Source organism: Jeotgalicoccus nanhaiensis, assembly GCF_015235105.1.
GTDB lineage: Bacteria > Bacillota > Bacilli > Staphylococcales > Salinicoccaceae > Jeotgalicoccus > Jeotgalicoccus nanhaiensis.
The window spans coordinates 50,733-75,286 of sequence record NZ_JADGLW010000007.1 but is presented as its reverse complement, the minus strand read 5'-3'; the positions used below and the strand labels follow the sequence as shown (position 1 = coordinate 75,286).

Annotated in this window: 24 protein-coding genes, 1 tRNA gene and 1 riboswitch; of the genes, 4 read left to right on the top strand and 21 right to left on the bottom strand. The window is 37.1% G+C overall.

The annotated features are described in order from the left end of the window. The first annotated feature begins 79 nt into the window (after positions 1 to 79). Positions 80 to 514 carry an acyl-CoA thioesterase gene (locus IR135_RS09370; protein WP_135098870.1) on the top strand — a complete coding sequence of 145 codons (435 nt, stop codon included), beginning with the start codon at positions 80 to 82 and terminating at the stop codon, positions 512 to 514. Positions 515 to 767: 253 nt separating this feature from the next. Here IR135_RS09370 and IR135_RS09365 read toward each other — a convergent pair whose 3' ends face one another. From IR135_RS09365 to tenA, 5 genes are all read right to left on the bottom strand, one after another. Further along, positions 768 to 1,748: a nuclease-related domain-containing protein gene (locus IR135_RS09365; RefSeq protein WP_167753405.1), complete on the bottom strand. Its 981-nt coding sequence runs from the start codon at positions 1,746 to 1,748 to the stop codon at positions 768 to 770. Between the two features lie 154 nt (positions 1,749 to 1,902). Continuing rightward, entirely contained in the window at positions 1,903 to 2,721 is an 819-nt protein-coding gene (locus IR135_RS09360; protein ID WP_135098866.1) for a metallophosphoesterase, read from the bottom strand. Positions 2,722 to 2,890: 169 nt separating this feature from the next. Continuing rightward, positions 2,891 to 3,073 carry a hypothetical protein gene (locus IR135_RS09355; RefSeq protein ID WP_135098864.1) on the bottom strand — a complete coding sequence of 61 codons (183 nt, stop codon included), beginning with the start codon at positions 3,071 to 3,073 and terminating at the stop codon, positions 2,891 to 2,893. A gap of 118 nt (positions 3,074 to 3,191) precedes the next feature. After that, a complete protein-coding gene (locus IR135_RS09350) occupies positions 3,192 to 3,374 on the bottom strand; it encodes a hypothetical protein (RefSeq protein ID WP_135098862.1) in 183 nt (60 codons plus the stop codon). 143 nt (positions 3,375 to 3,517) lie between these two features. After that, complete coding sequence (tenA, locus tag IR135_RS09345) at positions 3,518 to 4,198, bottom strand: thiaminase II (protein ID WP_135098859.1); 681 nt, start codon at positions 4,196 to 4,198, stop codon at positions 3,518 to 3,520. 89 nt (positions 4,199 to 4,287) lie between these two features. Continuing rightward, positions 4,288 to 4,383: riboswitch (TPP riboswitch) on the bottom strand. Positions 4,384 to 4,473: 90 nt separating this feature from the next. On the opposite strand from tenA, the gene IR135_RS09340 reads away from it, so the two are divergent. Continuing rightward, positions 4,474 to 4,800, top strand: coding sequence for a four-helix bundle copper-binding protein (locus IR135_RS09340; protein WP_135098857.1), 327 nt, complete (start codon positions 4,474 to 4,476; stop codon positions 4,798 to 4,800). 238 nt (positions 4,801 to 5,038) lie between these two features. Here the strand turns inward: IR135_RS09340 and IR135_RS09335 are convergent, their stop codons facing one another. Both IR135_RS09335 and IR135_RS09330 read right to left on the bottom strand, forming a co-directional pair. Beyond that, positions 5,039 to 5,560, bottom strand: coding sequence for a hypothetical protein (locus IR135_RS09335; RefSeq protein WP_135098855.1), 522 nt, complete (start codon positions 5,558 to 5,560; stop codon positions 5,039 to 5,041). Positions 5,561 to 5,584: 24 nt separating this feature from the next. Then, the gene (locus IR135_RS09330; RefSeq protein WP_135098853.1) at positions 5,585 to 6,358 is read right to left on the bottom strand and encodes a serine hydrolase; all 774 of its coding nucleotides are present in this window, start codon (positions 6,356 to 6,358) and stop codon (positions 5,585 to 5,587) included. Positions 6,359 to 6,474: 116 nt separating this feature from the next. On the opposite strand from IR135_RS09330, the gene IR135_RS09325 reads away from it, so the two are divergent. After that, complete coding sequence (locus IR135_RS09325) at positions 6,475 to 7,206, top strand: YsnF/AvaK domain-containing protein (RefSeq protein WP_135098851.1); 732 nt, start codon at positions 6,475 to 6,477, stop codon at positions 7,204 to 7,206. Between the two features lie 37 nt (positions 7,207 to 7,243). Here the strand turns inward: IR135_RS09325 and IR135_RS11685 are convergent, their stop codons facing one another. The 5 genes from IR135_RS11685 to IR135_RS09305 all read right to left on the bottom strand — a co-directional run bounded on the left by IR135_RS11685 (position 7,244) and on the right by IR135_RS09305 (position 10,456). Further along, positions 7,244 to 7,369, bottom strand: a complete 126-nt coding sequence (locus IR135_RS11685) for a hypothetical protein (protein WP_265588377.1) — start codon at positions 7,367 to 7,369, stop codon at positions 7,244 to 7,246. Between the two features lie 69 nt (positions 7,370 to 7,438). Continuing rightward, positions 7,439 to 7,732: a hypothetical protein gene (locus IR135_RS09320; RefSeq protein WP_135098849.1), complete on the bottom strand. Its 294-nt coding sequence runs from the start codon at positions 7,730 to 7,732 to the stop codon at positions 7,439 to 7,441. Between the two features lie 23 nt (positions 7,733 to 7,755). Next, a tRNA-Thr gene (locus tag IR135_RS09315) sits at positions 7,756 to 7,826 on the bottom strand. 157 nt (positions 7,827 to 7,983) lie between these two features. Continuing rightward, positions 7,984 to 9,159 (bottom strand): benzoate/H(+) symporter BenE family transporter, encoded by a 1,176-nt coding sequence (locus IR135_RS09310; protein ID WP_135098847.1) that lies wholly within the window; start codon positions 9,157 to 9,159, stop codon positions 7,984 to 7,986. Positions 9,160 to 9,280: 121 nt separating this feature from the next. After that, complete coding sequence (locus IR135_RS09305; RefSeq protein WP_135098845.1) at positions 9,281 to 10,456, bottom strand: M20 family metallo-hydrolase; 1,176 nt, start codon at positions 10,454 to 10,456, stop codon at positions 9,281 to 9,283. Between the two features lie 507 nt (positions 10,457 to 10,963). Here IR135_RS09305 and IR135_RS09300 point away from each other — a divergent pair. Next, positions 10,964 to 12,823, top strand: a complete 1,860-nt coding sequence (locus IR135_RS09300) for a DUF262 domain-containing protein (protein WP_167753404.1) — start codon at positions 10,964 to 10,966, stop codon at positions 12,821 to 12,823. A gap of 30 nt (positions 12,824 to 12,853) precedes the next feature. On the opposite strand, the gene IR135_RS09295 is transcribed toward IR135_RS09300, so the two are convergent. From IR135_RS09295 to IR135_RS09260, 9 genes are all read right to left on the bottom strand, one after another. Then, the gene (locus tag IR135_RS09295; protein ID WP_135098841.1) at positions 12,854 to 13,597 is read right to left on the bottom strand and encodes a hypothetical protein; all 744 of its coding nucleotides are present in this window, start codon (positions 13,595 to 13,597) and stop codon (positions 12,854 to 12,856) included. After that, positions 13,587 to 14,438, bottom strand: coding sequence for a hypothetical protein (locus tag IR135_RS09290; protein ID WP_135098839.1), 852 nt, complete (start codon positions 14,436 to 14,438; stop codon positions 13,587 to 13,589). Before IR135_RS09290 ends, IR135_RS09295 begins: the two co-directional genes overlap by 11 nt. Then, positions 14,428 to 16,341 carry a hypothetical protein gene (locus IR135_RS09285; protein ID WP_135098837.1) on the bottom strand — a complete coding sequence of 638 codons (1,914 nt, stop codon included), beginning with the start codon at positions 16,339 to 16,341 and terminating at the stop codon, positions 14,428 to 14,430. Before IR135_RS09285 ends, IR135_RS09290 begins: the two co-directional genes overlap by 11 nt. 149 nt (positions 16,342 to 16,490) lie before the next feature. After that, a complete protein-coding gene (locus tag IR135_RS09280; protein ID WP_135098835.1) occupies positions 16,491 to 19,370 on the bottom strand; it encodes a DUF3427 domain-containing protein in 2,880 nt (959 codons plus the stop codon). Positions 19,371 to 19,591: 221 nt separating this feature from the next. Next, the gene (locus IR135_RS09275; protein ID WP_135098833.1) at positions 19,592 to 20,725 is read right to left on the bottom strand and encodes a M24 family metallopeptidase; all 1,134 of its coding nucleotides are present in this window, start codon (positions 20,723 to 20,725) and stop codon (positions 19,592 to 19,594) included. A gap of 21 nt (positions 20,726 to 20,746) precedes the next feature. Beyond that, the gene (locus IR135_RS11680; RefSeq protein WP_265588376.1) at positions 20,747 to 21,067 is read right to left on the bottom strand and encodes an amidohydrolase family protein; all 321 of its coding nucleotides are present in this window, start codon (positions 21,065 to 21,067) and stop codon (positions 20,747 to 20,749) included. Beyond that, entirely contained in the window at positions 21,039 to 21,923 is an 885-nt protein-coding gene (locus IR135_RS09270; RefSeq protein WP_265588375.1) for a metal-dependent hydrolase family protein, read from the bottom strand. Before IR135_RS09270 ends, IR135_RS11680 begins: the two co-directional genes overlap by 29 nt. A 25-nt stretch (positions 21,924 to 21,948) precedes the next feature. Next, positions 21,949 to 23,349 carry a sodium:solute symporter family protein gene (locus tag IR135_RS09265; protein WP_135098831.1) on the bottom strand — a complete coding sequence of 467 codons (1,401 nt, stop codon included), beginning with the start codon at positions 23,347 to 23,349 and terminating at the stop codon, positions 21,949 to 21,951. A 22-nt stretch (positions 23,350 to 23,371) separates the two neighbouring features. Then, entirely contained in the window at positions 23,372 to 24,544 is a 1,173-nt protein-coding gene (locus IR135_RS09260) for a metal-dependent hydrolase family protein (RefSeq protein ID WP_135098829.1), read from the bottom strand. Positions 24,545 to 24,554 lie beyond the last annotated feature (10 nt).

The following is a 24,554-nucleotide window of genomic DNA, read 5'->3' as shown; positions in this document are numbered from 1 at the left end:
CAAAAACGATAAACTCCTTTGAAAAATTGCAGATAGAGAATGATATAATATCTTTAAGTTATTTTTAGGAGGAAATTTCATGAGCGTTTATGTAGCAGAAAAAGAAATCCAGATATTATATGCAGATACCGACATGATGGGCGTTATTTATCACGGCAGCTATATTAAATGGCTGGAACTCGGACGCATGCAGCTGATTGAAGATATCGGCTATGATTATTTAAAAATGGAACGGGAAGGATACCTCGCCCCCGTTCATAACGTCAACATCACTTATGCGAAATCATTAAAATACGGTGACCGCGCCTTCGTCCGCACCTGGGTCGAAGAAAACACCGGTGTCCGTACAATTTACGGGTTCGAAATCGTTAACGGTGACGGTGAAGTCTGCACGCACGGCACGACCACCCTGATTGTCGTTAAAAAAGTCGACGGCGAATTCCGTCCTGTTATGTTTAAACGCGTTTTCCCCGAATGGCACGCGAAATACGAAGAAATCAAAGTGAAAAAATAATATTTTTTGTGGAACGCGCCGGTCCGGCGCGTTTTTTTGCTAATGATTGGGTGGGGTGCGAGCTTGGTGGCGCGCAGTCCCTCTTCTTGTGCCTCCGTCGTTTTTCGGTGGCGCGCAGTTCCTCTTCTTGTGCCACCGTCGTTTTTCGGTGGCGCGCAGTTCCTCTTCTTGTGCCACCGTCGTTTCTCGGTGGCGCGCAGTTCCTCTTCTTGTGCCGCCGTCGTTTTTCGGTGGCGCGCACAAGTAGGTAATCCTAGATTTTAATCATATGATTCTTATACCTTCTAATATATTCATGATTTTCTACCACATCTTCGTAATTTTCATAATTAAACTCATAATAAGTCGCATTCCCCGCGCCAAATCGAGTACAATATTTACTCAGCATTCTTACAATCGTACGCGGACTGACTTTGTAATCGATAAATTCCAATAAGCGTTTTCTCGTCAATTTTTCGTTCGTAAATAATGCAGTATAATCACTTAGCGCGCGAATAACATGAGATTCTTTCGTTTCTCTGGATTTGCATGCAGTACAGAAGAAATGATATGCCCATGTTTCAACCTCAAAACCCCCGCAATTCCCGCAGTACAATCCTTTACGCACTGAATCAAAATTCGCGCTCTTATCAAAAAATGGATTATCAATAATGTGTGAAGACACCGCTTCCGCAATTCGTTCCGCGTACCGGCCGGCATACTCGTTCGAAAATCTCTTTAAATAATCACGCAGCTCGGATCTCATCACCAATCTCTCACGCACATCCTGATTATCAAAATTCAGCCGGAAATCTATATGCGGAAAAACAACCTTCCCCTCTATATCAAAATTCAACCGGTGAATATACTGCAGTTTGAGCAGCTTATTCATAGCGCGTTTCAGCTGCGCCGGGGGATCATCCGGCACCTCAAAGTTTCCGGCATACCATTTTCCTCTCTCCACACGATAAAAACCCGAGTAGTTTTTTATCTCATTCACTGTTATTCCCGCATCGCTCACAATCAGAGCGTCGTACTGCGCTGTACTGTCCTCGATTCTCAAATAAATATCCCGGAAGACAAATACCGAACTGTGGCCCTCTTCATCAAACACTTCGTCATAAATACGTTCTCCCTTATAACCGCGCTCCAGCACCGACAATTTTTTCGCATCTTTTTCTTCCAGACAAAAGCGGGAACTGAGTGCTCTGTAAAATGCCAGTTCTTTACTGATTTTCCGTTCTGATATAATCATTGATTTCCTCCTTAAAAGTCCTCTCATACTATATATAGGGAAAATCAGCGATTTATTTTTATTTCGTACAAGTTATTTTAATTTCCTGGATAGATACAAAGAATTCCCAGAAAAATACAAAAACCACCGGAAAAGGTGGTTGATGGTTCTCTTATCAAATTTCTATAACCTGCAAAGCGTCCCGCATCTCGTGCACAATATCTTTTGTCCGCCATTCACGTTTATAACCGAGACAGGCACAGATGTAATCCGTACCATTTTCTTCAACCTGATGCCTAAAATGAATATGCCCCATAATACTGTAGCGGATATCATATTCTTCATAAAAGCGGTCAAAGTCCGATGTGCCGATGAAGGCGTTATAATAATCGAACAGGCGATTCGGCATCGGCACCCTGAATGCTTTGTGAGTCGCGACATGCGTCATCAGGATAATTTTTTTATCACGGACCGCTTCAAGGTCAGCTTCGGCGCGCTCCGCCATCTCTCTGGACACTTCCGGATCAGTCATTCCCCAGTTAATTTTCACTTTATCCTGCCACGTGCCACCGTAGTATTCCCGCTCGCTTAACCGTTCCAGGGAAAACCGGTCGCTTGCATACGTATAATCATACCAGGCCGGGTTCATCACGAGTGCCCAGCCGTTGCCAAGATCAATCGGCGAACCTTCTTTAAAGTATTTCGTCTCTTTAAAAAATTCATATATTTCCCGGGTGCTTTTCGCATCCCCGCTGAAGTTCCAGAAATCGTGATTACCCGGCACGAAGTAAATCGTCACACCGGTCATCTGTTCGAGCTCCTGCATAAAGCGGTAAGAGCGGACATGATCGTTTGAAATATCGCCGGCAATCAGCAGAATATCGAGCGCCTCTCTCGACACTTCGTTGGCAAGCGTAAGAGAAAAATCCTTCTGTTTCAGCGTTTCACTATTATAACGGTCAATGTGCAAATCTGAAATAACACCAATTTTCATTACTTTTTCGCTCCCGCATCAGTTTATTGATTCAATGCTACCACAACTTTTATCCTGTATAAAAAATTCCACCTGCCGCTTCTCTATAAAAACAGAATTTATAATTTTTCGATAAAATACGCTAAATCATAAAAATAGTGCCGCCTGAAACGGCAGCACTTCATAATTTTTACTGATCTTCTTCAGTTCCAGCGTCTTCAACTTCATTTTCTTCTTCGTCATCATCCGAATCATCAAGTGCATCTTCTTCGACTTCGTTCTCATCTACTTCCGTTTCATCGACACCCGTGTCGCTGCATGCCGCGAGTGCAAGCACACCAATCAGCGTTGTCACCACTGTCAATTTCTTCATGTAACCAGTCACTCTCCTTAAGTCAGATTAATACTTATATACCCTCGATGTGATAATTTAACACTGTACACGATAAAAAAGTGCCGCCGGCTTTAACCGGCGGCATTTCAAGCATTTTTTAAGCTCCATCGTCTTCTGATTCAGTATCTTCTGTTTCTGTATCTGTTTCAGTCTCTGTACTTTCTGTTTCTGTTCCTTCAGTGCCGGTTTCTTCTGTCTCTGTTCCTTCTTCAGTGTCTCCGCCGCACGCTGCTAATGCTAATACTCCGACTAAAGATCCGATTGTTAAAAGTTTCTTCATTATAGATTTCCAGCTCCTTAAAAGTAAGATAGTATTCAGACTGATTCATGGTGTTAAATCTACAATACCTCAAAGAAAAACTGACTTATACATTATTTACCGACCTTTAACAATTTTGAAAACTTATTAATAATTATAACCGTTTATACACTCACTTTAATCGGCCATTCTTCCCGGTTTTCACACATATCCCAAAACATATATTCATAGAGACTGGTCTTCACGACAATCTCTTCAAGCAGAGCCAGTTCACGTTCAGGTTTTCCTTCAGCGAGCTTATTCAAGAGGGTCATTGCCGTCCCGTTTAAACTGGTGAAATCTTCACCGGAATATGTTTCTACCCACTGCTTGTACGGATTATTTTCCTGCTCCGGATATTTATCCGACAGAGACCTGCCGATGTAATTGTAGCTCCAGGCGCAGGCGAGAAGACATGCAGCAACAGCCGCTGCATCTCCCCGCTGCGCGTGGTTCAGCATATAGCTCGTGTAAGCAGTGTTCACTGCGGATGCTTCGGTCAGAAGAAGTTCCTCTTCTGAAATACCAAACTCCGCAGCGTAACCTCTGTGCAGCTCCATTTCTCCGAAGAGCGTGCCGTGCAGCATTTCAGAAAACATATTCATCGTTTCTAGGTCCGGCGACTTCTCCGCCCCAATCGCCATCAGCCGGGAATACTCAACAAGATATACATAGTCCTGCTTCAGCCAGTGCTGAAACTTCTCCTGCTCGAGTGTTCCGTCCCCTAAACCGGTCACAAACGGATGTTCAAGATACCCGTTCCAAATACTTTCCACGCTGTCCCATAATCTGTCTGTAAACTTCATTGCCTTATCTCCTTTGTATTTCGGCCAAAGACGATAAAAACTCGAACCTTATGAGAGGCCCGGGTCAAAAAATATACAAACTTCCGCGTATATATCGACACAGACTTCCCTGCGCAGGTCCTAACCTACAGGTTCAAAGGGTCGATATTATCTCTCAGCACATCAGTGCGCCCCCAGCCGTTTATATTTGCTTTACAATTCCACTGTACTACAGTTTAAAAAATATTGCTCCGGGAATTAATAAATTGTATGAATCTTTTAAGGAGGAATTATATATGGCTCACGAACAGAATCAGCAGCTGCTTAAAACTCTGCACGAATGTATGGAAGCGTGCAATCACTGTTTCGACGCTTGCTTAAAAGAAGATGATGTAAAAATGATGGCGGACTGTATCAGAACAGACCGTGAATGTGCGGATATGTGCGCATTTTTAGAACAGGCCGTCACAAGAAATTCTCCTTTCGTTAAAGAACTTGCTGGCGTTTGTGCCACGATTTGCGAAGCGTGCGGCAAGGAATGCCAAAAGCATGACCACGATCACTGTCAGGAATGCGCCAAAGCCTGCTTTGAATGTGCGGAAGCATGCAGGGCAGCAGCGTAAAAGAAAGAAAAAGACATGCAGAAATTTTCTGCATGTCTTTTTTATGTACGGACGGTCCTAAAGGCAAAACTTTCCGTCCGGAAGTTTTTGGGAAATCCCCGTCGAAATCAGGTCATCAGCACAATTGTGTTTCGTGTCCAGCATCCGCATTCTTAAATCGTAATCAGATAAATAAACCGTAAATTGTAATCCATCAAATTATCATATAAGAAAGGAACCTGATTTCTGCCGAAAATTTTTATATCGTTTTGAGTTTTACTTCAATTGTTTCCGTACTGTTGAACTTATCGATCAGCATGGATTTGCGGTTTACCTTCACTTCAAGCGCCTCAATATATTCGAGTACTTCTTTTTCACTAATGATACCTTCTTCAACAATACCCACACCAGCTACAGTTTTAATACGCTCACGATGGTAGCCGAAAGCCGTATTATTCTGCAGATTATTGACGATATCCCGTTCCAGTTTCAGTGATTCCAGCACTTCGGATGCCGTATATTCAGCACCATCAATCGTAAGCTTCCCTGTTGTATTCTTATGATGAACAGCAGCTTTCAGCGTAATAATATCGTGTTTCAGCTGTTCAATCTTTTTAAGAGAATCTTTTACATCCGCTGCCTTGCCGTCATTCACGATACTTTCGTTATTTACGGCAACCGGCACGCGATATTCAGTATCGAATTTCGCATATTCCTTATTAAGCTGATTACGGAGATTGCTGACTGTAAAAATTGCTTCCTGCAAAGTGAGTTCTGTCATAAGTGCCTCCCTGGTTTTTAAAATTTAACTCATATACTTCTTAAATATTTTACCCATTTCATTCAGGAAATATTTGCCTTCCTGATTTGTCGGCCAGTTGTCTGAGAAAATAGAGAATATCAGCTGTTTGCCGTTCAGCTGAATCATGCCGAATTCATGCTCGAGCGCTGTCACCGATCCTGTTTTCGAGGCGATAAACTCCGCCTCATGGTCTTCATCGATATTAAAAAATCCGCCGGTTCTGTCGTTAATCTGCTGTTTTTTCATGACATCAAAGAAGTTCTGTCTGATGTCTTCCGACAGCACATCGTTTTCCTGAATTACGTACTCCATGGACGTAAACATATCAGCGGCTGATGTTGCGTTGCGCTTTCCTTCATTAATACCCGTCGTATCATAGTAATTGCGCGCGAGCGTCGTGTCGTGGAGACCGAGTGCCGTAAACCCTTCGTTAATCCGGTCGATGCCGATATTATCGATGAGCATGTTTGATGCGGTATTATCAGAAATAATAATCGCAAGCACAATCGTATCCCATAAAGTCAGGCGCTTAACGCTCTCGAGCGTATGAAGCACGCCGCAGCCTCCGACTTTCTTACCCACTGTAAGCGAAATGTCTTCGTAATTATGAAAATGCTGCTGCAGATTAATCAGCGCGATCGGCACTTTTATCGTGCTGGCTGAAGGATACACTGCATGTTCCCTATGTACATACACCTGATTATCAAATTCAATCTTATAAGAAATATCTTTTGTCGGCTGACGTTCAATCAGCGCCTGGATTTCATCTTTAAACATCTGGTCATCCCCTTTGCCCGTGTTTAAATAAAGAATATCACAACTTACTGACGGTTTGCACTTAGTCTATACGGGGAATAAAGAAATAATTACTAAAACGATGGAGGTCCGGTATTATGGGGCAAATTGAACTGATTGCGAACGAAGCACATTTACATGAAAGACTGGAACATTATACAGGGACGGGAATACCTGAACATAAACTGACGGTCGTATCCACTCGCGGCTATGGAGATTTTCTGACGGATTATCCGGATGTAAACGAACGGATGACCGGTGCCGAAAGTATCGAAGAACTGCTCGCACAGCTCGACGGCAGCCAGCGCCTGACGATGACGAATGCAGAACGCGATAACTATACGAACGCTCTGAATAATGGAGAACTTCTTTTATATATTGATGAATCCGGTCTTGAAACACTGCAAAATGAAGAAACGATGGAGCTTCGCGAAGAAAGGCTTGCTGTAAGTAAAGAAAAAGTTCAAACAGGAGAAGTCGTCGTTGAAAAATATACGGATTCGAAGGTTGAAGAATTTGATGTGCCGGTGAATATGGATAATGTCACTGTGGAACGCCGTCCAGTCGAAGGCGAACCGCTGTTTGAAACCTATAATAATACAGAAGACGGCGATGACGATCTCGGCATTATCAGAATTCCGGTGACGAAAGAACGAATCAGAGTCATTAAAGAACACGTTGTCACTGAAGAAATTGTAATTACAAAAGAAATCGTTGAGAAGATGGAACATGTGTCGGGTACAGTGAAACATGATGATATCAGAGTGAGTGAAGTGAAAAATGAAGATGCTAATGTCAGAGAAGTAAAGAATATAGATATTGATAAATAACCAAAAATCCGGACCTCTTTGAGGACCGGATTTTTCTCTATTTCTTCTTATTATTCTTATTTGTATAGTTGGAAATAATCGGCTTAACATAATTTAATACTTTTTCTCTTTTAACAGGATCTTTCATCGTTTCCTTAATTACTCTAATAATTAAGTTCTTCATATATTGACCTTCAATCTTTCATTTAAATTTTTAACCTTATCACGATTATACATTAACATAAAAGATTGCTTACTCAGGACGCTGATTCTGCACTTTTAAATTCAGTCCGAATACGATGAGTGAGATAATTACAATGATTAACATTACTATGCGATAGACTTCAAATGAAGGTTCTATTCTCATAATCATGAATAATTCAAAGAAAAACCAGCCGCCTGTGACTGTAAGAAAAGCTCCTTTAAAAGCTCTCGCCAGCATCTTATCTCTGACAGCTTTAGTGAGATCAGTGCTTTTAAAAAACTGGACTGCATTCACAATCGCATAAATTAAAACGATCAGGAGCACTGCACTTATAACAATCATGTTGAGCATTCTCCTTTAAAATAAGCCGACAGCGAGAATCGAACTCGCATTGCAGCCTTACCATGGCTGTGTTCTGCCATTAAACTATGTCGGCATATGTTTCCAATACATTTTACTATAGTATAATTCATAAAAAAATTCCAGTCTTTTCGGCATATTCTTATTAAAGAGGTTCTGATACTTCCTGGTACAGATTAAAAGTTCAATCATAATAAATATACCGGAACCGTTCACACAGTTCTGGCAGCTTTTTATTTTCTTACGACTTTCGCCAGTATCGTCCCGATTAACAGCGCCCATACCGGTGCACTGACATAAAATATTGAAATTCCCGATACAGAAATAATATAGGTGAAAATAACTGCCATTTGGTATTTCGAATTTCCAAAGCTTGTTCTCATCGTTGAAGCAAATACACCGATTAAAACAAAACCTGCAAGCATGGCCATCAGCGCCTCAGGCAACTCAAACATCAGCGGCACAAGCGCCCACGCGAACAGTCCGAAGATCAGCATAATAATACTCGAAATCACAGAAGCCACATAACGTTTATCTGTATCGCCTGACTCTTCATCGGAAGCAATTGTCGTCATCATTCCCGCAACGTTTGCAGACTGGCCGCCGAAGAAACTGGTGAATATCGATAAAATACCGCTCACAGTTAAGATATTATTCGTCGGCACTTTGTAACCGCTCCGTTCCAGCGCCCCGACAGCCGGTGTGGCATCGTTGCTTAAAATCATCAGAGCAAGAGGAATTGAAATCGAGATTGCACCGGCGAGTGAAAAGTCCGGGGCATGCACAATCGGCAGGACTACTTCCGTCCCAAGTGCAGACATATCAAAGTCATAAATCAAAAAGAAGACGATGATGCTGGTCAGCACCGAGCCGAGCATCGGCGGGATTCTTAAATTCCATTTCGTTAAAATAAAAAAGACGGTGATGGCACTGATTCCAACGATCGGCAGCTCCTCGGCCGCTGGGATTAATCCGACAACGTAGCTCGTTATAATACCTGCCAGCATGGCGGAAATAATCTCCCTTGGAATCCAGCTCATCACTTTTTTAAATATGCCTGAGATACCAAACAGCATAATAATAATCCCGGTGATGATAAAACCGCCGACCAGTTCTGAATATGTAAAATGCGGAGTGACTGTGACTAAAAATGCGGCCCCTGTAATAGAATGGGCGCCGACAATCGGCATCCGGTAATAAAATGCCATAATCAGACCGAATAAAGCGCCGAAAAACTGTACAGCGTAAAACCATGAGATAGTCTCGATGTGAGTAAACCCGCCCGCTGCCGCCGCTTCAATGACGATAATCGGAGCGCCGACAATACCGAGAGTCCCCGTTATAATCCCCGCGGATATATTCTGTGTGTTTAAATCGTTTATAAATCCTCTGTTATACGTTTTGTTCATATGACTGTCTCCATTAGCTTAAATATGTCTACTCTGATGATACCACGACTTATTAATATATAAATATAAGCCTTTCAAACAAATGAACCCCTGAAGCTGCTTAAATACTTCAGGGGATAGTTTATTTATCTAATGATTTCAAAGTTTCCAGCATGATATTCACAGCGTTTTCGATGTCTTTCCAATCCGACTTTTCGGCAGGATTATGACTGATACCGTCGATACTCGGCACAAAAATCATACCGGTATCCATGAAAGGAGCCAGTGTATTCGTGTCATGATTCGCCCCGCTCAGCATACGCATCGTCGGCAGATCCAGTTTTGCACCCGCCTGCTCGATTGTTTCAATAATTTTATCAGACATAGCATTAGTCGGTTTCGTTACTCCCGGTTTGATTTTCACGTCATAATTTTCTTTAATCCAGCTCAGAACCTCTTCCGGAAATGTCTCCAGTCTTCCCTTGTTTCCTGAACGCACCTCAAATGTCATTTCCACCTCGCCGGGAATAATCGTCGCGGCGTTGGGTCTGACTTCAAGCTGCCCGACAGTCGCGACAGTGCCGTCATCCAGTTTTCGGACCTCGCTGTTGATGTACTGCACAATCTCACTCGCCATTACCAGCGCATCTTTCCGGTATTCCATCGGCATGGTGCCTGAATGACCCGCTTCACCAAGTACAGTAATATGATTTCTGACAATACCCGCGATATTGGTTACAGTGCCAGTCTTGTTGCCATTATTCTCAAGCACTGTACCCTGTTCAATATGCAGCTCGATAAAACCAGCATAATCCTGAATTGTATTAGAAGCATCTTTAATCTGTTCTTTGGTCAGATGTGCAGCTTTTAAAATATCATCGTCGAGATCATCACTATTTACCTGCCCCGTAATGACACGGCTGCCGAAAGTCCCCCCTAACGGATTACCTTCCTCGCCGACAAGACAGACGAGTTCATAAGCTGTGTGTTGAGAATTTTGTCCTTTAAGCTGAAGCAGGCATTCAAGCGCGGCCATTACACCTAAGGCACCGTCATAGAGCCCGCCGTTCTTAACAGTATCAAGATGGGAACCAAAAGCATATACCGGTTTATCTTCAGGACCAATACGCGCAAATAAATTGCCGATTGAATCCCGTCTGACACTGATACCGTTTTTCTTCAGTTCCCCTTCCAGCCAGTTAATCGCATCTTTCTCTTCTTTTGAAAATGCCAGACGGTTATACCCCTCTGAACCGCTGTTGAAAGTATTGCCAACGTATTCAAGGTTTTCTTTAATACGGTTTATGTTGATCGACATTCTGAAATCAGCTCCTTAATAAATTTTAATATTAAATAAATCCAGATCACTATATCCTTAAATTTTGAGATGTCCATTATTATAAATAATATTATATGCATTAATAAAATCGTGAACTCAATTAAAGTTATCATTTGTACTATTTGTTCTGACTTCGCTATAAATGCTAGCTTCATTAGTTCTGGCTTTTATTACCTTATTCAGAATATATACTCATATTAGAAAAATTATTACTAATAATATTATATTTCATATTTCTAAAAAGTTATAACATTAAGTAAGAATATTTCATTATTTTCTCTATTCTTTAATAATAAACTCTCAGTATGAATTTCATTCTATAAGTTACTATTATAACTACTTAAATTTTACAAGTTTGGGACAGAAAGTTTAAAGTTATCTTCTGTAGGTGAAAATATTTACTTGGTTATAGAATATAATGATACAGATCTTTAAATGTAGTGTATCTTTCGATATATTGGTATATATGAACTTGGAGGCGTTATGATGGAAAATGCTAAAATATCATCTCTAAACAAATCAGTGTCAGAATTACTACTAAGTGGAAATATTGTATTCAGAATTCCTGATTTTCAACGAGATTTTGTATGGACAGAAAACGAAATTAAAGATCTCATTAATGACTTTGATGAAGATTCGCGTAACTTTGAACAGGAGACTGATGAACTGTCGGGTTACCTGCTCGGAAATATTGTTCTAATCGGACAAGGGAAAGATTTTGAAGTTATTGATGGACAACAACGGCTGACTACATTAACTATAATTTTTAAAGCTTTACAAGCCTATGCCAGCAATAAAGCCAACGATTTATCAGCTAAGTATCAGGATCGCTGGAGAAGCTACAGTACAAACTTATCTAAGGGCTTTAGTCTGACAAGTGATTTAGGAGATTACAAAGGGTTAAAAATCAGACATGATTCTTCTCTTTCATTCGGAGATTTTTATAGAAGATTAATGGAAGACGATTTAGATGTTGATCATGTACCAGATAAAGAAACCGATAAAAACATCCAATCAATTTACGAATATGTAGTGAATTTTTTCGACAGTGAAAATATGACTGAAGAAAAAATGATTCGCTTTATAAATTATCTAACAGAAAATGTCTTTTTAATCATGACTACTGCTCCAAATGAAAGTAAGGCTTTTCAATTATTTGAGGTTTTAAACGATAGAGGTAGATCATTGGAACCGTTGGATCTGATCAAAAATATGTTTCTTAAGATAATTACTAAAAACGATCCAGATAATACACAAAAGAAAGAATTCCTTCGACATTGGAGTAAATTCAGTGATAATCTTGAATATCCAATGATTAAAGATAAAAGAAGAAGTAAACTGTCTTCTTCAAGTTTCTTAAGCAGTTATATTTTAGCTTTTGAAGGTGAAAATATTCGTAAAAATGATCTTTTTGAATACTTTAAAGATCAACATGATAATCTTTCTTCAAAAGAACTAATTGATTTCGCTAAAAATGTAAGCAGGGTATCGGAAGTTTATTCAAGACTTTCTATGAAAGAGTATGGAAGTTACTTGAGAGACAGCCATAAAGAAATGACGATATTTTACGAAATTTTAGGGAATGAACAGTCTAAAGCTATGCTAATGCCTTTTTATTTCGTTGATGATGAAGATAAAAAGAAAGTTCTCGATGCTACTAATCGATATGTAGCTTCCATTTTATTCAGCTTTACCCAGGCTAATCAAATTGAATCTTTTATACCTAAAATGATTCAACAATATAAGAGTAATCAGGATATCGATAAACTTGTAGCATTCATTAATAAAGAAACAGCTAAATATGCCGTAGATATTAAAGATTCGTTACCCACAAGAAGATTAGAAAACAAGAATGGCACAGTAAGCAAAAAAGCGACTACAATGTATAGATTTTTGGAAGGTTATTATTGTAACAGAGTAGATGCAATCACCTCACAGACAGGAAAGAGGTTTTCTATTGAACATATCATGTCTAAAAAACTGACTGTCTATGATTATTCCGCTATGGGATTCAAAGATAAAGAAGAATTTGATCAATACCTTAATCGAATTGGAAACTTATCCTTGATTTATACTACAGATAACTCTTCTTTAAGTAATAAACCATTTGATGAAAAGATTTCACATTATAAAGAAATTGATTTCTTGCTAACTAAAAAATTAGGTATGACTCTTACAACAAGCGTTATCGATGGGAAAGATACCAAGTTAATCAATCAGATTAATAAAAGTATCAGTACTCCAAATTTGAAAAGTAAACAACACTACTTTACCAAATCAATGATCGATAAAAGATCAGATGAAGTATCGCAATTCCTTGCTGATATATTAATACAGAAGATATAGAAAATGCCTCAGATTATTCTGAGGCATTCTTTATTCTTCATTATAATAAAGAGATAAAGCCAATTTCACTTGTTCTTTAAGATCATCTTTTTCCATAAAAGGGGATAAAATTACAGGATAATTCTTATTTAACTCAAATATTACCCTACGACCGTATCTTTCATCACTCCCCAGATCTGATCTGTCCCTAATTCTTTTTTTGAATATAGAACTATAATTTTCTTCTTCAATTATATCCAGCAAGTTTATTAGAAACTTAGCATTTCGAAAAATTTCATACTTGATGATATAATTAAAAACATCTAAATTATCATAAATTAAGTTTATGTACTTTTCTTCTTCGTTAGTACTAGATAATTCTGCATCGGCGATATATTCTGCAGCTAATACACACTTATAAATGTAATTTTCCCAATCGAACTTCTTAAGAATAATATTGTAAAATTCTTTTTCACTTTCAATTTGTGGATATTTCTCTATTAAATAATCTCTCTTAGAAGTAATCAATAGAGAGTGCCAAAATTTTCCATTAAGATGTATATCTCTCGGTGTCTCAATATAATGTGTTCTAATCACTTTAACCGCTTTTATAAACTCTTCTTTTTTGTATCTTTCTTTACCTTTTCCCATATATATAGGAAAATCTGGAACCTTCGCTAATGATACATACTCGTCTGAAAAATAAGGCTCTTCTAGATTAATATTGTTATTTTTAAAATCTTCGAATAAATGATTACTTTTCATATAACCATCAGCTAGTAACCTAATATTCATAATTATTTACCTCTCTAACTGCTTCAACATATTTCCCGACTATATTGTCCGTAATTTTATAAATTATTTCATCAATTTCTTCTAAACTAATATGATCCACGTTCTTACTTTCTAGTAATTCAAATAGCTTTTGATCTAGTACATCTAAGTTTGATGAAGATAAACTTTCCAAATCAACGTACTCTTCATCTTTTCCGTAATTATTAATAAACTGTATCAGTGATTGACTTAGACCAGCATAGACATACATATTTGAAAGGTTTTTGTTAAATTCTTTCATCCGATATTTTTCATCTTTAAAAACCAATACAATAGTCTCTGGTCTTAAATCAACTTTAAATTCACTTTTCAATTCAGGATCAGTTTCATATTCAAAAAGAAGTAATGGTTTATTGCCTTTTCCATCATATCTTACTGTATTTGAAAACCCTAATAACGAATTCTTAGGAACTACTATATCTTTTTTGAATTCATTATAAAAAGTAGTTAATTCTTGGGTCTCTGAAAAATATACTTCTTGTTTACTTTGTATTTGCAACTGGACTTCTGTTTTTTTATTTAAACTTAAACGGTTTTTAGGAATTTTTATCATTGTTTCATTATAGTTAATTCTTGAGAAAAAATTGTCATTAGACTGAATGATTATATTTAAATACGCTTGTTCATTTCTCAGTAAGTCCATAATAAATTTTGACTGTATTTCGTATTCAAATGTGAAAATATAATAATTTTTGTCTTCACTCAAATTGAGTACATCGAATTCAAAAAAACCCTCTTGGTAACTCGATGTATTCTCATAATAAACGGGGTGAGGAAATGATGCTCCTTTCTTATAAATCATTAATTCTCACCTCTATTTTATATAAATATTTTAAAGTATCTTTTATAGAACTATGTTTTATTAAGTTTATTATGGATGTATTATTTTTAATTTTTACATTGTTTATTTTATAATCATTGAATGTGTAAGTATCATTACTTGCAGCATCTTTTATTAACATGTAATTATCAGTTAACCGCGCTTCATTTTGATGTTCTTGCCCCATTCCATCTACTACAACAAATGTAATATCACATTCCTTCCAATTTTTCGATTCCTCTATATTATTAAAATCAAATTTAATGATTTCTTTATCATTCAAGGAGATTCTTTCAACTGAAGAATTTGGTAAAATTAATGCCTCGTAACCTTGTTGTTCTTCAGTACCAGGTTTGAGTTTCCGTGGTATTCTTTTTTGTTTTTTCTTCCCTGGCTGAGGATCTACAACTCCTTTTCTAGACTTTCTTCTCTCTTTAGGTTTTTTCTTTAGTAGCTCAGTCTTAGAATCAATTTGTACTTTCTCTGATGATCTAGATAAATTCTTACTAAATGTTGAATCAAGCTCTGAAAGTATATGGCTTGTGTCAAGTTCACCACTGCTTACACTATTTCTATTGATAGACTCATCTATAATCTTCTGCATTTGAGTGGTTAAATTACGTAGGAATTTTTTCGCGTTTTTCTTGCTATTAGAGTCTTTAATATTGTCAGACGATATTTGAGTGTGAGATTCATTTTCCATACTTTTAAGAAAGCCATCTTCCTTAGGTCCACCAATGAGAACAGCATTATATGGTCTTCTTATATATCTTTCAACCTTATAATCAACTATTTTCATCCCCATTGATCGTACGATCCCAACTCGACCAACTGGTAATTCTTCATCATATTTAAAATATAAATCAAACTCATAAGTCTCGTTTAATGATTCTACTATTAACTTCTCCGGTGTTCCAATCTCTTGAAGTGTCTGTACATACAAAGGCGTGAACACTTTCTTTATATTAGGTTTATTATTCTCATAATATTTTTTATCATTTATAATTTCTACTAAACTTTCCTTATTAATAACCATATCTGTATTTTGAGTTTTATCGATTATTTCAACTTCAACCTTTTCATTAAGAATAGCCACGAAAAAATTATCACAAACAGCTTGAACTATCTTTTTAAAATCTGTAAATTCTTCACGTAAATATGGAATTATTATTTTAAGTCCTCTGTTATCTTTATTGAAAATCTTACTATATCCCAGATTTTCAAAAGGATATAATCGGTTATCTTCATAGTTTTTTCTGGAAAAATATCCTGTTGATCTGTAATACTGATCTTCATATCTATGTTCGATTAAATGAATACTTCCTCCAACATGTTTTTCACCTATCCCATCACAATTTGCAAAATACATTAAATTTATATCAGAAACAGCATTATTAGAAATTTTACCAATACCATGCGAACCTCCACGCGATATTTCTGCTTCTTCATTTTCATTTCTATTATGGAAACCTTTCCTATAAGCGTACGAACCAAATGTATCTTCGGAACGACCAGATTGTCCATTCTTCGCTCCTGATAGTCCTTTTGTATTTAGGTCTTCTATAGTCAGGACATTAATTGAATTTTCTTCTTTTTTACTCTGCATATACTGAATTTTTTCAACTGTATATTCATTCTTTCCTTCCATGGAATCTATATGTTTAAATACTTCATCAATTCCAGGCAAATCGGATTTCCCTATTTTCCCCAAAACAATTTCTATCTTTACTTTTTCCTCATTATCTAGTTTTGCGTCAATGGAATTTTGAATGTTCTCTCTTATAGTTCCTTCTATCCCTTTTTCGTAGAACGAGTCTAAAGAACCATCAAACGTAGTATTTTCAATATATTCAATTTTCGCAAATTGAAAATCATTATTTTTCAATTTAATCCTCCAATATCAAGTTAAAATATTAACTCAAGAAATATTTAATATGCTAATTCTAATCTATATTGTAGATAATAATCAATTTGATATAAAATTCTTTGAAATTAAATAACAAATAAACTGTAAGAATACATAGTTCTCACAGTTTATTGCTCTCCATCTATAAATCGATACATATTATAATCAACAGGATGTTCTAAAATAAAATTCATCTTCGCTACTTTGTGCTTGTTGTCCATCAGCCCAATCGATGCATTTTCTATAGATTTTAAATCGATACCGACTTCCCCCATATAATAATGATAGACACCTTCATCGTCGTCTCGTTTAACAAACAGATGTATAACTGTGTCGTCATTTTTGTAGTCTTCAATAACTTCTCTATTAATCTTCGAGTTTAAATCCGTTCCTTTTCTCGTATACCATTGGAAGACATGCGAGTCTAAAAATCGGTCATCATAACGGACTGATTCATCAATATCATCACTTTTATTATAATTCACAAATATTGGCGTTGTATTATGTTTATTTTTATATCCATAGATCGTGCTAGCCTCATCCTTCTCCCAATTCAACAGTCTACATACATCTGCCCTACTGTACTTCTCATTAATTGTTAATTGAGTAGATTGATCATATTCTTTAGCGTTTAATAAAGCTAGGTCAATTAAATCTTCTACCTGTTTTTTAAAATATTCATCTTTCAGTGAAGTCCTAAACTCTTTCGTCAGATAAATATTTTCACCTCTAATTTCTATAAGAGGATATTTATATTTCTCAGTTTTCTGCATTGTATAAAATTCTAAGGTAAACATTCTTATGATTGATTTCATCGTTTCATCAGACATATAATATTTTTTCTCATTCATATCCCACTGGAATTCTGCTTTATTTACAGGTCCTTTGAAAAGTTGCTGAAGTAACAACACTTCGGTCACACGCTTCCCGTCAACTATTTCCTTAGATAAGAAAGTTAGGATACGATCTTGCCCATTCGTTAACGGCTCTGTTTCTTCTTTTATCTTAGATAAAAATTCAATATAGTGATCAAACTTATTTAAAACTAACATTGGATTCATCGAATCTTGATCTATTTGCAGGTCGACTAAAGTCGGAATATGCCCTAGCTTATTTTTTGTATAGTGATACATTCTTTTTAAGTTCGCCATTGAATCCAAAGTAGCTTTTGAAATAGATTTAAAAATTCTATCCTGTGCAATTCTCTCAAAGTTAATCGTTGATTCACCAGTAATTAAACTTCTATCAACTACATCTTTACGTAATTTATCTTTATTAAAAGATTTATCTCCAGTTAAAGCCACAGGAATTAAATAGTTATTTTTATAGTTACCGATAAAATCAATCACTGTAAGAAATTCTTTATCCTCATGTTTCCTTAGACCCCGACCTAATTGTTGGACAAAAATAATACTCGATTCTGTTTGTCTTAACATTACAACTTGGTTTATTGAAGGTATATCCACACCTTCATTAAAAATATCTACAGTAATTAGATAGTCTAACTTATTACTTTCGAGTAATTTAACCGCTTCCTGACGTTCTTCTTGAGAATTCATCCCTGTCAGTGCTTTTGTTTTATAATTTCTTTGATTCAGTAGTTCGGAGAGTCTATATGCTTCCTCTCTATTAGAAACAAACATTAAACCACGTACTTCTTCGCCTGCGTGAGAGTAATAATATAATTTATCAATAATATGTTGAATTCTATCTTGATCTAGTAAATCGCTCAAAGAACTCGTGTCGTTAATAATCTCCCCGTTTACAACATAATCCGTCACACCAAAGTAATGAAATGGAGATAAAATTTCTGCTTCTAATGCTTTTTGTAGGCGTATCTCATAAGCAATATTGAAATCAAATAAACCAAAGATTTCATTATTATCTGTACGTTCAGGAGTCGCTGTCATCCCTAATAAAAACTCAGGTTCAAAATAATTAATAATCTTAGTATATGAACTAGCACTGCTTCGGTGGGCTTCATCTATTATAATATAATCAAAAGCATCTTTAGGAAATTGTTCTAAATGACTCTCTTTTGAAAATGTTTGAACCGTCGCAAACATATACTTAGCATTAATATCTTTTTTAGAGCCGCTATAAATGCCGTAATCACTTGGATCTCCTCCAAGCAAATCTCTATAATCATTCAATGATTTCAATAAAATTTGCTCTCTATGTGCTATAAACAATACGCGTTCTGGATTTACATTCTTTACATCAAATGCAGATAAATAAGTCTTACCAGTACCAGTCGCTGAAACAACCAATCCTTTTCGTTCACCAGTTAAACGTAGATTTTTCAAGGAATCTAATGCTTCCTCCTGCATTAAATTTGGTGTTATTTCTTTAGGATCGATATTGTCATAACGATAAGGCTTTTTCGTTTCTATTAGCTGTAGTACCTTATCATCATGTTTAGTATCTGCATATATTTCATCATATTTTCTAATCCATTGTTGTGTTAATAATGTTGAATTAATCCATAAATCATCAAACTGTGATTTAAAATACTGAATAACCTCACCATTATCTAGCGAAGTCAATTTTAAATTATATTCATAGTTCTTCTTTAACGCGGCATCAGTCAAATTAGAACTACCAATGAACATAATAGAATAATCTTTTTTATCGAATACGTAACCTTTGGCATGGAAGCCTGATTGATCAGTAATATGTACATCTAAATTTGGTATCTTCAGTAGCTCTTTGAAAACTTTTGGTTTATTAAAATTTAAATATGTAGATGTGATAATCTTTCCACGTATACCACGTTTGTTAAGCTCATATACCACCGTTTTAAGAGATGCGATTCCACCTTCAGTAATGAAAGCCACTGATATCACGAAGGACTCACAAGATTCCAATGCATCGAGCATAGGTGACAATACATTCTCTTTCTTAGAATTTATAATTAATTCTGGTGGATAATGAGAAGTTTTCGTTGTAAAGCGGTCAATAAAACCACGTTCATAAGCGTTTAATAAGTTTGCTTTTCTTGACTCCATAACATCCCTCTTGATCTGTTGATATTACTTTTATTATATGGAAGGTAAACAGAGAAAGAAAGACTAAGAGGTAGATAGGATAAACCTAGTTATTTCTATAATTTATTGAAAGCATCTTCAATTTTATAATATTTTATTTATAACTATCATCATTACAGATCGATTACCTAAAATAATGAGGAAAATCTCGAGAAGTTTATCTTCTCGAGATTTTCCAAAACTTACCTAACTATCAAACTCTCAATATCTCTCGGATACTCCGTAATCAATACCGTGCCGTCGTCTTCCAACACCACCGTATCCGAATGTCTAAAACCTCCTACTTCGGGAATATAAATTCCCGGTTCAATACAAAATACCATCCCCGCTTCAAGTTTCAAGTCATTATCGAATCTCAAACTCGGCTCTTCATGCACTCCAATTCCAATTCCATGACCTGTACGGTGTACTACATATTCCTGCAGTCCCGCTTCCTCGATCACATCCAGTGCCCGCTGGTTTACTTCTTTGGCTGTTACCCCGACCTTTATAAAATCTAAAGCTGCCTTTTGTGCTTCCACCATGACATTAAAGACTTCCCGCTGTTTTTCCGTCGGTTCTCCTATAAACATTGTTCTTTCACATTCTGCTCGATATCCATTAAGTCCAACCTGTCTGCTATGGATAATAATATCTTGATCTTCTACCTTTCTTGAATTTGAAAATACATGCGGCGTATTCGTTCTTTCCAGCCCCGAAGGCGACATGACAAAATAATCAAAGGTCGAATCCGGATATGTTTTCGATACTTCTTTAAATAAGTATTCATTTCCGAAGTAATCCATCTCAAGTTCGCTCATTCCGCTTTTCACATTTTCTACGGATTTTTTTAAAGCATGACTGACGAGTTTTCCCGATTCTTTAATCATCTTAATTTCTTCTTCACTCTTCACTGCACGCATCTGCACAATTTCTTTTTCTATATTGATATAATCCAGTCCTGTTTCTTTTAACATCAGCGTAATTTGTGTCGGCAGTGAATTATATTCGATACCAACGTGTGATCCTTTATTGATTGTTTTTAACAGTGTCTCCACTTGTGCATGATATGAATGTTCACCGTCTTTTTCTTCGACTTCATGGTAGACGTACAAATAATCTGCATCCGTTTTATGTTTCGCATGATTTTCTTCAAGTGTAGGCAGCACAATGCTCATTTCATCTTTCGTCACAAGGAGCAGAATTGGTCTCGAATACGTAATCGCTTTCAATCCACTGAAATAATATTGATTTTCAAAGTTTGAAATTAATACTGCATCCAGCGACTTCTTCTGCATGATTTTTCTAAGATTAGCTATTCTTGTTTTATAGTCCATTATTAAATCTCCTTTAGTACACTATTTTTTAACGTAGACGGATTCTCCCTTTGCAATAACTTCTCTGACAGAATCTAGATTTTTTAAGCTACCTAACGGATTTTCCTGAAGTATGACAAAATCCGCTTCGTATCCTTCTGAAATCATTCCTATTTTTCTTTTTAAAATCTCTCCTGCTGTGACTGTTGCTGTTTTTAAAGTTTCCTTATTATCTTGAATCGTCTCATTCAAGGCATACATTTCATCTTTCAACGCATCATGACTTACACCCGGTGAGCCCGCGTCAGATCCTGCTCCAATTAAAATATTGCGTTTATAATATTTTAATTGGAGCAGGATCATGAATTTTTACAATTTCCCGCGCTTTTGCTCTCGCATATTCTGGAACACCTTGGTGTTGCGCAACTTGCCGATATACATACAAGGTCGGATTCCAGGCAACTTTGTGTTCTTCCATTAAATTCATGAGTTCATCATCCATATAATGTCCATGTTCGATTGTATCTACACCTGCAAGTATAGAGTTCTTAATACTTTCCCTGCCAATGGCATGTGAAGCAACAGTTAAACCAAATTTATGTGCTTCATTACAAATTACAGTCAGTTCCTGCAGACTCAGTTCTGATTGTCCGGCCGATTCCCCTTCACTTCGGCCATAGACACCGCCTGAGGCACTGACTTTAATTACTGTTGCTCCTTTATAGATTTGTTCACGCACTCCTTTTAAAGCTTGCTCTTCACCATCTACAAAACTAGCCCAGAATGGATCGTGCCCACCGGTCATCGTTAATGTTTTCCCGCTTGTAATGACTTCAGGTCCTTTTACGATTCCCCTTCTTATCGCTTTGGCTATATGAATAGAAATATCGTCTATAGATCCTATATCTCTTACAGTAGTAATACCATGTTCTAAATAATGATGACCATTAGCAACTGCCCGAATCATCATCTGTTCATAACCTTCTTGTTCAGTCATACTGACCGGATCTTCTGAGCCATCCCACATCATGTGTACATGTAAATCTATTAAACCGGGTATTAAATATCCCTTATTACCGTCTATTACAACATTTGCTTTGTGCTTGCTGTTTGGAGTGATGTTGGTAATCTTTCCATTCTGAAACCATACCTCATGTTCTTCAATCAAATCTAAATTTGTCCCATATAAAATATTTACATTTCTAATTACACCATTCATTTACCGTACCTCCGAACTTATAAAACTATTCCGCGGTCTGTACTTCTCTATTTTGTTTTTGAGTTAACAAACTTACGATAATCAATGCAGCGACTGATAATGGTAATGCAACGATGACACTATTCCAATCATTTGGACGATTCAAAGCCATCTCCCAAATAAGTGTCGAACCGCCGCCAAGCAGCATAGATGTTAACACACCAGCTGTCGTCGCTTTTTTCCACATTAGAGCTGCTAAAATCGCCGGTGTAATTGATGCTCCGTACATAGTGTATGAATACATTTGAATTTCTAAGACCGTCGGGAAGAATCTGCCTAAAACGTAAGCTAAAAGGCCAATGATTACGACTGTTATCCGGCTGAACCAAAGTGTCTGTACTTTTGTTAAAGGTTCTTTATCTCCGCGTATAAAATAGAAGAAGTCATATACAATATTTCCTGATGCTGAAAGCAGATACGATGTCGCAGTCGTGATAATGAATGCAACTGCTGAGCACAATATTAATATCCCTATGAACATCGGTAACCCCTCAACAGCCAAAGTTAAAATTGCTGCATCCGGAGCAATCTCCGGGAAGAGTACAATGGCAGTTGTCGCAAGTATAATTGTTAAACCTACCACCAAGAAATTACCAGCAATAAAACCAAGCACAGAATTTTTAGCTACCTTAGCATTTTTAGAAGCGGAAAATCTTTGATACATATTTTGATCTCCCAGCACTAATAAAAATAGTGGCAGGAAAAATCCTAACAGCTGTATAAATGATAGTCCCCCGTTCCAAGTTTTTGTGTGCTCGGGCAACGATAATGAGAGCCCTTCAAAACCACCTGCTGAATTAAGTGCAAAAGGTACACCGATTATAAATCCGAGAATAATCAGTACGGCACTCAATGCATCAGAATAGGCCACTGAAAATAACCCGCCGCTCATGGTAAGAAATATCACCAGCAAGCAGATAACGATGGCTCCCCACTCTAATGACATACCTGTTGTAAGTTGAAGTACATAGGCACCGCCGGTAAATTGATATGCTGTTATTCCTATAAATGCAAATAATATTATAATAGAAGCTATAAATCTGGTCACACGTCCGAATCTTTTCTCCATAAGTTGCGGTACTGTATACATTTCGTGGTTACGTACCTTGTCGGCGATGAAATAAAGAATTACAGCACCCACGATTCCCCCTGATAAATTAAATATCGCGGCAAATGGACCATACTGATAAATAAAGCTTGCACCGCCGACAACAGTCCCTGATCCGACAAAGGTTGCTAATAATGTACCGATTACTACAAATAATGGCAGGCTCCTGCCTGCTACCATAAAGTCATCACTATCATGAATAGAATTTTTAGCAAAGTAAACACCCAAACCCGCCATTATTAATAAATAAACAATGACTGCAATTAAATATATATTCATTACACCATCCCCTTTTAAATTTTTACTTTACAACTGTTCCATGCTTGATAATCAGTTTATCTTCTTTTAAAATTTCTAGATTTTCAAGCGGGTTCTCATCGACTATAATTAAGTCCGCTTTCCTGCCATTTTCAATTGCTCCAAGGTGATTCGCATCAATGCAATCTGCGGCAATACTTGTAGATGCTTTAATGACATCCATAGGACTTAGTCCCGCTTCCTCCATAATTAGCATTTCATCAAAATAATAATGTGGTGGAGTCATCGGTCCTCCGCAATCTGTACCTGTAGCAATCTTCACGCCTATATCCACTGCTTGTTTCAGCATTTCAAAATGAGGCTCAATGACCTGCTGTGCTTTTTCCAGTGCCCAGTCTGGAATATCAGGACTGCTCGTCAGCTGTCTCATAACTTTCATCGTAGGAACAAGATATGTCCCCTGATTTTTCATGATTTCGAGAGCATTTCGATTCGCATAAATACCATGTTCTATCGTATCAATACCGACTTCCAAACAATTCATAATTCCTTCAATACCATCTGCATGAGCTGATACTTTTTTATTTTTTTTAAGTGCTTCTTCTTTAGCTGCACTGAGTTCATCAAGATTCAACTGTACCGACCCCGGCTCTTCCCCTTCAGTGTATATACCTCCGGTCGCCATTACTTTCACTAAATCCGCCCCTTCTTTTAAAACCCGTCTCGTGTTTTTTCGAACTTCACTGTCACCATCGGACTCATAGCCGAGATAATGAACATGACCTCCGGTCATAACAATTGGCGGACCAGAACATATTATCGTTGGTCCGGGAAGTTTATTGGCATTGATTTTATTTCTCAGATTCATTACCGTTCCGCGCGGCGCCCCTAAATCACGAACGGTTGTAATACCTAGTCTCAGTGTGTCCATGGCATGTGAATATGCGTCTAAAATTATGCTTTCATCCGGTTCATGCTCAATAATCGCTTGTGGATTCGCACTGCCATCCCATACTAAATGCACATGACAATCAATTAAACCCGGCAATATGTATTGTCCCGTGCAGTCTATTACTTCGTATTCCTCAATACTATCCGGAAGTTTTTTTGTTACTTCAGTTATACTGTCTCCATTTATAAATACGTGAACATTTTCCTCGACCCCATCTGCAATGCCGTCAATTAGATTTCCGTTTTCCAATAAAATTTTACTCATAGTAATACAT